General features: G+C 66.7%; 10 protein-coding genes. 5 read left to right on the top strand and 5 right to left on the bottom strand.

The features are described from left to right. Window positions 1-33 precede the first annotated feature (33 nt). From QCE69_RS25765 to QCE69_RS25755, 3 genes are all read right to left on the bottom strand, one after another. A complete protein-coding gene (locus QCE69_RS25765; RefSeq protein ID WP_309933723.1) occupies window positions 34-2,136 on the bottom strand; it encodes an FUSC family protein in 2,103 nt (700 codons plus the stop codon). A 4-nt stretch (window positions 2,137-2,140) separates the two neighbouring features. Then, window positions 2,141-2,650 carry a MarR family transcriptional regulator gene (locus tag QCE69_RS25760; protein ID WP_309924349.1) on the bottom strand — a complete coding sequence of 170 codons (510 nt, stop codon included), beginning with the start codon at window positions 2,648-2,650 and terminating at the stop codon, window positions 2,141-2,143. 110 nt (window positions 2,651-2,760) lie between these two features. After that, a complete protein-coding gene (locus tag QCE69_RS25755; protein ID WP_309933722.1) occupies window positions 2,761-3,642 on the bottom strand; it encodes a LysR family transcriptional regulator in 882 nt (293 codons plus the stop codon). A gap of 102 nt (window positions 3,643-3,744) precedes the next feature. Between QCE69_RS25755 and ampC the strand changes: the two genes are divergently transcribed. From ampC to QCE69_RS25740, 3 genes are all read left to right on the top strand, one after another. Beyond that, window positions 3,745-4,935 (top strand): class C beta-lactamase, encoded by a 1,191-nt coding sequence (gene ampC, locus QCE69_RS25750; RefSeq protein ID WP_404987437.1) that lies wholly within the window; start codon window positions 3,745-3,747, stop codon window positions 4,933-4,935. Between the two features lie 3 nt (window positions 4,936-4,938). Beyond that, a complete protein-coding gene (locus tag QCE69_RS25745; RefSeq protein ID WP_309933721.1) occupies window positions 4,939-5,832 on the top strand; it encodes a LysR substrate-binding domain-containing protein in 894 nt (297 codons plus the stop codon). A 93-nt stretch (window positions 5,833-5,925) separates the two neighbouring features. Next, entirely contained in the window at window positions 5,926-7,896 is a 1,971-nt protein-coding gene (locus QCE69_RS25740; protein WP_309933719.1) for an aconitase family protein, read from the top strand. A 9-nt stretch (window positions 7,897-7,905) separates the two neighbouring features. Here QCE69_RS25740 and QCE69_RS25735 read toward each other — a convergent pair whose 3' ends face one another. Continuing rightward, entirely contained in the window at window positions 7,906-9,207 is a 1,302-nt protein-coding gene (locus QCE69_RS25735) for an aspartate aminotransferase family protein (protein ID WP_309933718.1), read from the bottom strand. A 233-nt stretch (window positions 9,208-9,440) separates the two neighbouring features. Between QCE69_RS25735 and QCE69_RS25730 the strand changes: the two genes are divergently transcribed. After that, window positions 9,441-10,472, top strand: a complete 1,032-nt coding sequence (locus QCE69_RS25730) for a porin (RefSeq protein ID WP_309933716.1) — start codon at window positions 9,441-9,443, stop codon at window positions 10,470-10,472. Window positions 10,473-10,545: 73 nt separating this feature from the next. Here the strand turns inward: QCE69_RS25730 and QCE69_RS25725 are convergent, their stop codons facing one another. Beyond that, complete coding sequence (locus QCE69_RS25725; RefSeq protein ID WP_309933714.1) at window positions 10,546-11,175, bottom strand: FMN-binding negative transcriptional regulator; 630 nt, start codon at window positions 11,173-11,175, stop codon at window positions 10,546-10,548. 86 nt (window positions 11,176-11,261) lie between these two features. On the opposite strand from QCE69_RS25725, the gene QCE69_RS25720 reads away from it, so the two are divergent. Beyond that, window positions 11,262-12,719 (top strand): PLP-dependent aminotransferase family protein, encoded by a 1,458-nt coding sequence (locus QCE69_RS25720; protein ID WP_309933713.1) that lies wholly within the window; start codon window positions 11,262-11,264, stop codon window positions 12,717-12,719. Window positions 12,720-12,722: the final 3 nt, after the last annotated feature.

Below are 12,722 nucleotides of genomic sequence, written 5' to 3'. Positions count from 1 at the left end.
TTGGGCGTTCCGTTGACAAGGAGGTGACGAGAATCATGCCGGCTCCTCACGCGGCGCGGCGCCGTTCTGCGCGGCCGTTTGTGTTTCCGGCGGATGCAGCGACAGGCGCATGCCGACCAGCGCATGCAGCGTGTCGCGCAGCCACCTTTCGGCGACGGCATCGGCGGCGGGCGACTGCGCAATGGCGCGGGCAGCCACTTGCGCGCTGGCCGAATCGATGCCGCGAATCAGTTCCGGCGGCACCGGCTGGCGCACGCGGCGCGCGATGCAGGACTGGAAATAACCGCGCAGCGCGTCGAGCACGGCATCGACGGAATGCTGGAGTTCCGCCGGCAGCTTGCGGCGCGAGCGGCGCAGATCGAGGGCATTCAGCGCGACGCGGAAATCGCGGAAGCTCTCGATGGAAGGATGGCGCTGCGAATCGCTCGATGCATGACGCGGCAGCAGTTGCATCAGGCGATCGAGCATGCGCGCGTAGAGATTGCGCTGATCGTCGATGACTTCCGCCGAGGACGCGCTCACCACGATATCCGCCCACGCCGAACGCGTGAGCCGCGCGGCGGCGAGTTCCGCGCCGAACGGCCGCGTCATGCGCGTCCAGATGAACGCGAACAGCAGGCCCGCCACGCCGGCGAGGTTGCTGTTGATGAAGACGAAGAAGTTCGCCTCGTAGGCGCTCTGGATGCTGATGAAGGTGGCCGTGTTCACCGCCACGAGCATGGTCACGAGATTGAAGCGCGGGCGCGGAATCAGCGTGCCGATGATGAGGAACGGCACCGCGAAGATGATGACGAGCATCGGGAAATCATGCACGTGCGGCAGCACTGCGAACACGTACAGGCCCGCCAGCACCACGCTCATGCAGGTCGCGACGAAGAATGTGAAGACTTGCGGCGCGGGTTCGTCGAGCGCGGCGAAGAAGCAGCAGGCCACGGCTGCAAGCGTCACCGCGCCGGCGCCGTCGTTCCAGCCGGATTCGATCCACAGGCTGCACGCGACGATGATCGCGCTCACCGCGACGCCGGTCGAGAACAGCATCATGCCGCGGTCGAAGAAGCGCGCCGTGCCGCCCAGCCGCCAGTGGCGGAAGTGCGGACGCCATTCGCTCGTCTCGTTGAGGATGGCCGCGCGCAGCGCGCGGATGTCCTGCCATACGTCGATCACCTGTCCGAGCCGCCACAGCGCGTTGGAGAGCAGCGCGCCGTCCAGCGTGGCCAGCGCCTCGACGGACGGGCGCATGGCAAGGATGCGCGCGCGGAACGCATCCGGCGCGGCTTCGTGCTCGATCTCTTCCGCCGAGCGCGGCGCAGGCGTGCCGACCCAGTCGGCCACGTCCTTCAGCAGCGCTTCGAGCCCTTCCGGATATTGCCGGTGCTTGTCGAACAGTTCGATCAGCGGATCGGCCATCGATGAAATCAGCGGCAGGAAAATCTGCATGCGGCCCTGCAACGCGCGCGCGCGGCGGATGATGTCGGGCCGCGCGTGATCGTAGGTCAGCTGGCTCAGCAGCAGTTCCAGGCCATTGACCGTGGCCGCGAGCCGCTGGCGCGTCGCCGAGAGCGTCGCGCCCGCGATATGGCCGGAGAGCGTTTCGCTCGCATAGAACGCGGCGTCGCGGAACCAGGCGTCCGTGCGTTCGACCAGCGTGGGCGCGAGCCGGCTCGGAAACACCGCACTGCCCACCACGCTCGCCACCACGATGCCGAGCAGGATTTCCTCGGTGCGGGTCATCGCCAGGTCGAAGACGATGGTCGGGTCCGTGACGGCGGGCAGCGCGATCAGCGGCAAGGTATAGCCCGCCAGCAGGAACACATAGCTGCGCGCGCTGCGGTCGAACATCGAGAGATAGAGCAGGGTGCCGGTCCACAGCGCGACGACCACGCTGAACAGATACGGCGATTCCACGAAGGGCGGCACGATCAGCACCGCGCCCGCCGCGCCGATCATCGTGCCGAGCGCGCGGTAGAGCGCCTTCGAGCGCGTCGCGCCGACGAAGGGATTCGACACGATATAGACGGTCGCCATCGCCCAGTAGGGACGCGGCAATTGCAGCGCGAGGCCGATGTACAGCGCGATCATCGCGGCCGCGAAGGTCTTGGCGGAGAAGAGCCATTCGCGCGCGGAAGGAAAGGACATGTGGCTAGGCTCCGCGTTTCGCGGCGGGCCGGGCCGGCTTGGGCTGCGGTTCGACGGCGGCCATCGCGGCGAGGAGATTGCCGTCGGACAGGTCGCTGAAGGCGTTGAGCACGCGCAACGTGGTTTCCAGATCGGCGCGGCTCACGCCCTTGAGCAGCCGCGCGCGCAGCGTGATCAGCCGCTCTTCCATGCGCGTGGTGACGGCGCGGCCTTCGTCGGTCAGCGTGATGGTCTTGGCGCGGCGGTCTTCCGGGTCTTCGTCGCGGCGCACGAGGCCTGCCGCGCACAACTGGTCGAGCAGCCGCACCAGCGAAGGCCCTTCAATGCCGACATGTTCCGCAAGGGTCACCTGGCGGACGGCCTCGCCGAGGCGGTTGGCGGTCAGGAGCGGCACCGCGCAGGCTTCCGATACACCGTACGAGGCGAGCACGCCGTGACTGGTGCGGCGCCAGCGTCGCGCCGCGAGCACGAGCGTGCTGCTGACGGAGCGGCGCAGGAGGTCGAGAGAGGTCATGGGCCGCGATTATAGCCAGAACTCTATTCGTTAGCCTCCTATCGAACGATAAACAACGGAGGAATTTTCTTTCAGCTTGCTTGCTTGCTGGAGCGGGCCGTCGAAAAGGCTCAGGGCGTCGCGCCTGCTTCGGCGACGATCCAGTCGCGAAACAGCCGCATGCCCGGCGAGAGGCGCCGCGAGCGCGGCCACGTGAGCCAGTAGCTGCCGGTCTTCACTTCGATGTCGAACGGCCGTGCCAGCAGTCCGGTACGCAACTCGCGCTCGAACATGCGCGACGGCACGAGCGCGACGCCCGCGCCCTGCAACGCGGCTTCGACCATCAGGCGCGAGGAATCGAACACGGGGCCGTTCAGGGTCCAGGCGTCGAGCCCGGCGGCTTCGAACCAGCTGGTCCAGTCGTCCGCGCGATAGGAGCGCAGCAGCACTTGGTTTGCAAGGTCGGCAGGCGTGCGCAGGTTGCGTGCGATCTCGGGCGTACAGAGCACGGCGAGCGGTGCGTCGAGGAGCATGGCGCTGTGCGTCGCGGGCCAGGCGCCGGTGCCGAAGCGAATGGCGAAGTCGAGTCCTTCCGATGCCGGATCGACGAGATTGTTATGCGTGAGCAGCCGCAATTCGACGAACGGATGCGTCTGCGCGAAGGCCTTCATGCGCGGCATCAGCCAGCCGACCGCGAACGTGCCGACCACGCCCACCGTCAGCACCTCGTGGAAATGCCCGCCCTCGAACTGCTTGAGCACCGCTTCCATGCGGCCGAACGAATCGCTCAGCACGGGAAGCAGCGCGCGGCCTTCGTCGGTGAGGCCGAGACCGCGCGGCAGGCGTTTGAAGAGCGGCGTGCCGAGACGTTCTTCGAGTGCGCGCACCTGCTGGCTGACGGCGGCCTGGGTGACGCTCAGTTCCTGTGCGGCGCGCGTGAAACTCAGGTGCCGTGCCGAGGCTTCGAAGGCGCGCAACGCATTCAGCGGAAGATAAGGACGCAGGTTTCGCATAAGTTTTTCTTTTGGCTTGGGCAAATTATCGTCGATTGCGGCGCAGCCTGAAACGGCGGATATTTCGCTTCGGCTCAATCACGGCAATTAAGAGAAGCTTCGATGAACATTAAAATCCGCAAGATGGTGTGTCTGGCACTGGCCAGTTTTTCTTTTGGCGGCGCAATCTGTGCGGCGTTCGCCGCAGGTTCTGATAAGGCGAGCGTCCAGCACACGGTCGATGAAACCATCAAGCCCCTGATGGCGCTGCACGGCATTGCGGGCATGGCGGTGGGTGTTGTGGTGGGAGGCCGGGCGTATGTGTTCGACTACGGCGTGGCATCGAAGGAGACGAAGCAGCCCGTCACGCGCGATACGCTGTTCGAGCTCGGCTCCGTCAGCAAGACCTTCACGGCGACACTCGCCTCGTATGCCCAGACGAAAGGCGACTTGTCTTTGAACGATCCCGTCGGCAAGTATCTGCCGTCCCTGAACGGCAGCGAGTTCGGCAAGGTCACGCTGCTCAATCTCGGCACGCACACGCCGGGCGGCTTGCCGCTGCAGGTTCCCGACGACATCCACGACAACGCCCAGCTGTTGCACTACTTCAGCACGTGGCGACCGGCGCGGCCGCCCGGCACGGTGCGCACGTATTCGAATCCCGGTATCGGCACGCTGGGGCTCATTACCGCGAAGGCCATGAACCAGGACTTCGACGCGCTGATGCAGACGCGCCTCTTTCCCGCGCTCGGCCTGACGCACAGTTACATGCACGTACCCGCCGCGAAGCAGCGCGACTATGCGCAAGGCTATGCACAGGACGACCGGCCGATCCGCATGAAAGGCGGCGTGCTGTCTTCCGAGGCGTATGGCGTGCGCACGACGGCAGCCGACCTGACGCGCTTCATGCAGATCAACATGAATCAGGTACGTGTCGATCCGGCATGGCAGCGCGCGGTCACCGCGACGCACACGGGTTACTTCAAGGCGGGTCCGATGACGCAGGACCTGATCTGGGAGCAGTATCCGTATCCGGCGGCGTTGCCCGCGCTGCTGGAAGGAAACGGCCAGGCGATGATCCTGAACCCGACGCCCGTCACCGCAATCGATCCGCCGCAGCCGCCGCGCGATGAAGTCTGGATCAACAAGACCGGTTCGACGAACGGCTTCGGCACGTATATCGCGTTCGTGCCGAGCGAGGGCGTGGGCATCGTGATGCTGGCGAACCGCAACCTCCCGAACGACGACCGGGTGAAGGCCGCCTATGCGATCATCACGGCGCTGACCGGCGCACCCCAGAACAAAAAACGATGACGCATGCGGATCGATCCCTACAGTCTTGAACTCTTCATCTCCGTGGTCGAGGAGGGATCGATCGCGCGCGCCGCGAGCCGCGCGCACATCGCGCCTTCGGCGTTGAGCCGGCGGATCGCGGACCTGGAGAGCGCCATCGGCGCGGCGCTGCTGATCCGCTCGCCGGCGGGCGTGCAGATGACCGAGGCAGGCCAGCACGCCTATGCCGGCGCGCGCTCCATCCACCGTCAGCTCGAAGGCATGGCGCGCGAGATCCAGTCGCTGAGCGGGCAGGTGGCCGGCGTGGTGCGGCTGCATGCGAATGCGTCGGCCATCGTGGGTTTTCTTCCCGAGCGCCTGACGCGCTTCAAGGCGTGCTATCCGCTCGTCGATATCGCCCTGACCGAGCAGATCAGCGACGAAGTCATCCGCGCGTGCCTGGACGACCGCGCGGACGTCGGCATCTCGGCGCGCTCGAATGCACCGGCGGGTCTCGATACCTGGCATTTCGCAGCCGATCCGCTGATGGTCGTGCTGCCGCCCGATCACGCGCTCGCGCAAGCCGATGCCCTGAGTTTCGCGGACGTGGTGCGCTTTCCGCTCGTGGCATTGCAGGCGGGCGGCTCGCTCGATCAGACGCTCAAGGAACACGCCGACGCCGCCCGCGCGCCGCTCAACGTCTCCGTGACCGTCAACAGCTTCGACGCGCAGTGCCGCATGGTGGAGGCGGGGCTGGGCATCGGCATCGTGCCGACGAGCGCGGCGTCCGCCTTCGCGGGATCGCACAGCTTCGTGCGCGTGCCGCTGCACGAGACCTGGGCCAGCGCGCGTTCGCTGTGCGTGCATGCGCCGCGCAAGTCTTCGCGGCTGAAGGCCGTGCAGGCGCTGATCGACGTGTTGGTGGAGCAAGAGGGTTAACCCGGACATCGCATTCCGCGATGTCCCCGCTGCCCATCCGGCACTTCCGCCGCGCATGCGTCCCGGTCTAGATTGGCAGGCAGGGAGAATGCGATGGCCACACTGCAATTGAACGGGCGGATTCTGTTTCTGAGCGCGGACGCGGACAAGGTCGAGCGGCAACTGGCGGGCGAAGACTTGTCGGCGGAAGCGGCAGCCCCGTTGCGCGACGATGTCTCCACCGACGAAATCACGCCCATCAGCGTACTCACGCGCTTCGACGAACGGCTCGGCCAGTGTCCGTATGTCGGCTTCCATGTGGATGGCCGACGTCCGCTGGGCCGCGATGCCGTGCGCGCCGGCGGCTTCCAGGTGACCGTCGCGGGCAACCGCTACGGCAAGGGTTCATCGCGCGAACACAGCCCGCTCGCGGAGCACTACGCGGGCATCCGGCTCGTGATCGCCCGCAGCTTCGAGCGCATCTATCGGCAGAACGCGGACAATCTCGGCCTGTTCACCTCGACGGACTTCGGTCTGATCGAGCGCATCCGCCGTGGCGAGGCGATCGACATAGACGAACTGGTCGAAGGGCGCGATCCGCTCGCAGCCGCGATTCTGCGCAGCGGCGGCCTGTTGCGATACGGCCAGGCGCATATGTGCCGCGTGAGCATCAACGCGCCCTCCGACGATGCCGCGCCGCGCACCCTTGTCGAGAAAATTCTCGCGCGCCACGCGTTGAATACCGGCGCCACAGATGCATCGATTGAAGCGGGCAGCGGCATCTTCGTGCGCGCGGACTGGCGCTTCATCCACGAGTACTACACCGGCATGGCCGCGCACATGCTGCACGCGACCTTCGGCCGGCCGCTCGCGCTGCACGACGCGAACAGCATGCTCGCGTTCGAGGATCATCTGTCGTATTCGCATCGCAGCGAACTGCACGTACAGAACGGCTTGCTGCCGGACGTGCGCGAACTGTCGGCGGCGCATCGTGCGTTCGCGAGCGACTACGGCGTGCGCAATCACGGCTATCTGAACGAAAACGCCAGCGAAGTCGAAGAAGGCTCCGAAGGCATCTCGCACGCGATGATGGCCGAACGCTACGCGCTGCCGGGACAGGTCGTGGCCGGCACGGATTCGCATACGCCGCATAGCGGCGCGCTGGGCTGCGTCGCGTTCGGCGTCGGCACGACGGACATGGCGAACGCCTTCGTCACGGGCGCGGTGCGCATGACGGTGCCGGAGTCGCTGCGCATCGAGCTGCGCGGACCGGTGCCCGCCGGTGTGACCGCGAAGGACATCGTGCTGCATCTTCTCGCGGACCCGGCGATCCGCTCAGGCGCGGGCGTGGGCAAGGTGTTCGAATTCACCGGCACGGCCATCGCGGCCCTGTCCACCGACGAGCGCACCACGCTCACCAACATGACCGCCGAGCTGGGTGGTTTCACGGGCATCGTCGCGCCGGACGAGGAGACGGTGCGCTTTCTCAGGGAGCGGCGCGGCATCGAGTTCGTCATCGAACCGTGGATGCACAGCGACGCGCACGCGCAGTACGCGGGCCGCATCGAGATCGATTGCGCGCAGCTCACGCCGATGCTCGCCGCACCCGGCGATCCCGGCAATGGCGTCGCGCTGGCGGCGCTCGGTGAACGGCCGCGTATCGATATCGCTTATGGCGGCTCCTGCACGGCGGGCAAGCGCGAAGACTTCGATCACTATCACGCGGTGCTCGCCTGGGCGGCGGCGCGCGGACTGCGCGTGCCCGACCACGTCAGGCTGTATCTGCAATTTGGCACGCAGGACGTGCGCGACTATTGCATCGCGCGAGGCTATGTGGAGGCGTTCGAGCAAGTCGGCGCGATCCTGCTTCAGCCCGCTTGCGGGGCCTGCGCGAACTGCGGTCCGGGGTCGTCGACGGAATCCGCGCAGGTGACGATCAGCGCGATCAACCGCAACTTCCCGGGCCGCTCGGGCCCGGGCAAGGTGTGGCTCGCCAGCCCGCCGACGGTCGCGGCCAGCGCGCTGGCAGGCAGCGTGATGTCGTTCGCGGAATTGCGCAGCCGCTTCGCCGCCGACGCCGCCTGAACGCCACGCTCACAGCGAGCGCTGGATCGCCTGGCCGAGCAGGTCGAGACCGAGGTCGATCTCTTCCTCGCCGACGGTCAGCGGCGGCGCGATGCGGAACACGCCGCCCATGCCCGGCAACTGCACGATATTCATGCTGAGACCCAGTTCCATGCATGCACGCGTGATCTTCGCGCCGAGGCCATCGGCGGGTTCCTTGGTGCGCCGGTCCTTGACGATTTCCACGCCGAGCAGCAAGCCGCGTCCGCGCACGTCGCCGATGCAGTCGAAGCGCTCCATCAGATCCAGCAGGCCGCTCCTGAGCCGTTCGCTCATCTTGCCCGCGCGGGCGACCAGTCCTTCGTTCTCGACCACGTCGAGCACCCGCAAGCCGACTGCGGCGGGCAGCGGATCGGAGACGTGCGTCGTATAGAACAGATAACCGCGTTCGTGCGCGCGTTCCTCGATCTCGGCGGTGGTCAGCACGGCCGCGAGCGGCAGGCCTGCGCCGAGCGTCTTCGAGAGCGTCAGGATGTCGGGCGTGACGCCGTCGCGCTGGCAGGCGAACATCGTGCCGGTGCGGCCGACGCCGGTCTGCGCCTCGTCGAGGATCAGCAGCATGCCGCGCTCCTCGCACTTGCGCTTGAGCGCCGCCATGTAGCCTTCGGGAAGCTCGATGATGCCGCCCGAACTCAGGATGGGTTCCGCGATGAAGGCAGCGAGATTGCCGCTCGACTGGCGGTCGACGAGGTCGAACGCGTAGTCGAGTTCCGCGAGGTAATCGTAATGGCCGTTGCGCTCGAATTGCGGCCGGTAGGTGAAGGGCGCGGGAATCGCGAACGAGCCGACGGCGGCCGGTCCCACACCCTTGCGGCCCGCGCTGTACGTGGCGGAGGCCGCGTGCCCGGTCATGCCGTGCCACGACTGCGCGAAGCCGACCACTTCATAGCCGCCGGTCACGAGCTTGGCCATGCGGATGGCGGCTTCGTTGGATTCAGCGCCGGTGCTCAGCAACAGCGCGCGTTCGAGAGCGCCTGGCGCGACTTCGGCGAGGCGCGTCGCGAGATCGACGACCGGCCGCGACAGCATGCCGCTGAAGAGATGGTCCAGCTTGCCCGCGTACTCGTTGATCACCGAGACGATTTCTGGATGGCTGTGGCCCAGCACCGAACTCATCTGTCCCGAGGTGAAGTCCAGGATGGCGCGGCCGTCGGCGTCATAGACGAAGCTGCCTTGCGCGCGTTCGATGATCATCGGCTGGAAGGTGGCGCCGTAGCGGATCAGATGGTCTTGAGCGTTGCGCCAGAAGTGTGCGTCTTGGTTCAGGGACACGGTGCGTCTCCGGACGGAATGACAGGAAGGAACCTGCAGTCTAGTGGGCGCTGCGGCGACGGAGAATCGAATAGTTCTAATGTGAGCCAGAAAGGAGGCTAATATCTGTTGCCGGTTTTTGCACGAAGGCACGGATTGTTTCTGCCACGGTTATGATGTCGGGCGGCGCGCCCGGCCGTCTCGCATGCGGGCGCTTTCATTCGCGCTTTCAATCGAATAACAATACTTCATCGATGGTGCCGAACCGAACCGCCCGCGCAATCCGACATTCCTTTCTCTCACTCGCCACCTTGCTCACCTGTGGCGCAGTGCACGCGCAGAGCAGTGTCACGCTCTATGGCGTGATCGACACCAGCATCGAAGTCACCGATCCCGGTTCCTCATGGACGCCGCGCATGGATTCGGGCGCATATCGCGGCTCGCGCTTCGGCGTGCGCGGCTCGGAGGCGCTGGGCGGCGACACGCGCCTGCTGTTCGATCTCGAGAGCGGCTTCAGCTCGGCCGACGGCACCTTCGCCACCGCCAACACGATCTTCAACCGGCAGGCGTGGATCGGCGTCGGCGCGCCGTGGGGCGAACTGCGCATGGGCCGCCAGTATTCGCCGATCTATATCCCGTTCAAGGGCGGGCTCGATGCATTCGGCGCGGGCACGATTGCATCGGGGCTCAACAACCTGTCGAAGATCACGCCCTATACGGACAACGGCATTGCGTATCTGTCGCCGGACTTCCACGGCTTCACGACCACGCTGATGCTCGCGTTGCGCGACACCGGCGACGGCAACGGCCTCGGCGGCTCGTATGAAACCTTTGCGTATCGCAACGGCCCGTTCCGGGTCTCGTATGCGCATCAGCAGACCAACGGCAGCGGCGCGTTGCGCTCGAATCTCGGCGGCGTGTCGTATCGCTTCGGCCACGCGACGGCCTTCGTCTCGTACTTCAACGGCGACGGCGGCACGCCGCGCTATCACGACGACGGCGTATCGGTATCGATGCGCTATGCGTTTTCACCGCGCTTGCGTGCATCGCTGGGCTACGCATTCGCGCGCGACCGCTCGGGCGGCGACAACGATGCCGACCAGTTCAGCGTCGCGTGCGAATACGATGTGTCGCCGGCGCTGCTGCTGTACGCGAGCGGCGCGCTGCTGCGCAATCGGAGCGACGCGACCTTCACGCTGCGCGGCGTGAACGTGGTCGGTTTGCCGGCGGCTTATCCTGGCGCGCCGATACGCGGTGTGCAGCTGGGCATGATCGAGCGCTTCTGACACGCGCGATCAGAAGCGATGCAGCAAGCCGATGCGCAAGGCGACTTGCGAGCTGAAAACGCCCCGCTGCGGCTCAAGCCGGACCAGCCCGGCGCATCTGTTCGGCGAGTTCGTCGTGTTCCCGCGCGGCGAGTGCATCGGCGGCGCCTTCGCGGTCGCGCGCTTCCTTGTTCTGACTGAGCTTGGACTTGCCCACCAGCGAGGTCAGCGCAATCTCGATCCCGACAATATTGCGCAGCATGCCTTCGATGAAATCGGCCGGCGCGTCGCCCATCTTCCACGGCGCGGGTTCGTTCGCCTCATGACGGCGCGTCAGGCGCGCCACGATGCCGCGCAGGAAGCGTTCGTCGTCGCGGATCGTGAGCGTGCCATGCGCGTGGACCACTTCGTAGTTCCAGGTCGGCACTTGCTTGTGCGCCTCGTGCTTGCTCGGATACCAGTTCGGCGAGATGTAGGCCTGCGCGCCCCGGAAGACGACCATCACCGGCGTGCCGGCGGGGCAGCGCTGCCAGATGTCGTTGGCGCGCGCGACGTGCGCCGTCAGCAGTCCATGCGTGCCGATGTCCGGATCGAACTCGAAGGGAATGTGGTTCGCGTCCAGCCCGGTAGCGTCATGCGTGACGAGCATGCCGAGCGGATGCGCATGGATGATGCGATGCAGTTCGTCGGGACGCGTGACGGCGAAGTGCGGCGGAATGTACATCGTGAGTCCTCGAACGGGGCGGGTGCGGAGACGACACTCTCGCGTGAAACAGGCACAATGAGAAGATCCAGTTTTGGTGAATTCGCATGGGCCAGTTTGGCGAGCCGGGTGCCGGAACCAGCCGGCGCATCTACGACATGCTGCGCGCCCAGATGGCCGACGGCACGCTGCCCGCAGGCGCCCGCCTGCCTTCGACCCGCGCGCTGGCGGCGGACCTCGCGGTCTCGCGCACCACCGTGACCGCCGTCTACGAGCAGCTTGCGGCGGAAGGCTTCGTGCTCACGTCGGCGGGACGCGCGGCGCGGGTCGCGAGTCCGCCCGTTGCGCCCGCCGTGACGGGAGCGCCGCGTTCGTCGGTGCGCGCGCCGGTGCTGTCGGACTTCGGGCGGCGCGTGGCCGGCATCGCGACGCCGCCGCTGCCGCTGCCTACGCCGGGCGGCATCCACTTCCTGTATGGCGCGGTGGCCGCGCGCGAGTTTCCGGCGCAACTCTGGCGGCGCGCCTGGCAAGCCGAATTGCTGCGCCAGCAAGACAGCCTCTACTACGTGCCCCCCGAAGGCGACGCCGCGCTGCGCCGCGCATTGCAGACGTATCTGCGGCGGGCGCGCGGACTGGTCTGCGACGCCGAACGCATCCTGATCGTGAGCGGCGCGCAACAGGGCATCGACTTGTGCGCGCGGCTGCTGCTCGATCCCGGCGATGCCTTTGCCTTCGAGGATCCCGGTTACCTCATCGCGCGGCATAGTTTCGAGGCGGCCGGCGGGCGGCTCGTGCCGGTGCCCGTCGACGACTCCGGCCTCGACACGCGCCGTCTGCCGGCGGACGGCGCGCGGCTGGTCTACGTGACGCCTTCGCATCAGTTTCCGCTCGGCGGGGTGCTTCCGGTGGGACGTCGGCTCGGCCTGCTTCAATGGGCGCAGGCGCATGAAGCGTGGGTGATCGAAGACGACTACGACGGCGAATTCCGCTACGGCCAGCGTCCGATCGATGCGCTCCAGTCCATCGATTCGAGCGGCCGCGTGATCTACATCGGCACATTCTCGAAGGCGCTGTCGCCGCATTTGCGGCTCGGCTATCTGGTACTGCCCGACGCGCTGGTGAACGCGTTCCGTCAGGCCAAGCGTCTGAGCGACCGTCACGCGCCGGTGCTCGAACAGCGCGTGCTGGCGTCGTTGATCGAAAGCGGCTCATATGAACGGCATGTGCGCCGCATGCGTCGCGAGTACGAGCGGCGGCGCGCGGCGCTGCTGGACGCCATTGCCGCATCTTTGCCCGCCGACGCGCGCGTGGCAGGCACGGCCGCGGGACTGCATGTGGTGCTGTGGCTGCCGTCGCTGCGGCCCGACGATGAACCCGCGCTGGTCGCCGCGGCGCACGAAGCAGGCATCGGCGTTTATCCGGTGTCGCCGCTGTTCGCGAGTGCGCGTCGCGCGGCTTCGGCCCGCGTCGCGGGGCTGATGCTCGGCTACGCGAGCCTGACCGTGGAGGAGATTCGCCAGGGCATTGCGACGCTGGGGCGCGTCGTGGAGGCGTTCGAATCCTGAAAA

The organism is Caballeronia sp. LZ032 (assembly GCF_031451315.1).
Classification (GTDB): domain Bacteria; phylum Pseudomonadota; class Gammaproteobacteria; order Burkholderiales; family Burkholderiaceae; genus Caballeronia.
Note: the sequence above shows the minus strand (reverse complement) of the source record. Positions and strands in the feature narration are given on the sequence as shown.

What these genes read in the sequence shown, in the direction of transcription:
- QCE69_RS25755 (WP_309933722.1), bottom strand. Translation starts at nt 3,642, where the DNA reads ATGCGAAACCTGCGTCCTTATCTTCCGCTGAATGCGTTGCGCGCCTTC.
- QCE69_RS25740 (WP_309933719.1), top strand. Translation starts at nt 5,926, where the DNA reads ATGGCCACACTGCAATTGAACGGGCGGATTCTGTTTCTGAGCGCGGAC.
- QCE69_RS25720 (WP_309933713.1), top strand. Translation starts at nt 11,262, where the DNA reads ATGGGCCAGTTTGGCGAGCCGGGTGCCGGAACCAGCCGGCGCATCTAC.
- QCE69_RS25725 (WP_309933714.1), bottom strand. Translation starts at nt 11,175, where the DNA reads ATGTACATTCCGCCGCACTTCGCCGTCACGCGTCCCGACGAACTGCAT.
- QCE69_RS25745 (WP_309933721.1), top strand. Translation starts at nt 4,939, where the DNA reads ATGCGGATCGATCCCTACAGTCTTGAACTCTTCATCTCCGTGGTCGAG.
- QCE69_RS25730 (WP_309933716.1), top strand. Translation starts at nt 9,441, where the DNA reads ATGGTGCCGAACCGAACCGCCCGCGCAATCCGACATTCCTTTCTCTCA.
- QCE69_RS25760 (WP_309924349.1), bottom strand. Translation starts at nt 2,650, where the DNA reads ATGACCTCTCTCGACCTCCTGCGCCGCTCCGTCAGCAGCACGCTCGTG.
- ampC (WP_404987437.1), top strand. Translation starts at nt 3,745, where the DNA reads ATGAACATTAAAATCCGCAAGATGGTGTGTCTGGCACTGGCCAGTTTT.
- QCE69_RS25765 (WP_309933723.1), bottom strand. Translation starts at nt 2,136, where the DNA reads ATGTCCTTTCCTTCCGCGCGCGAATGGCTCTTCTCCGCCAAGACCTTC.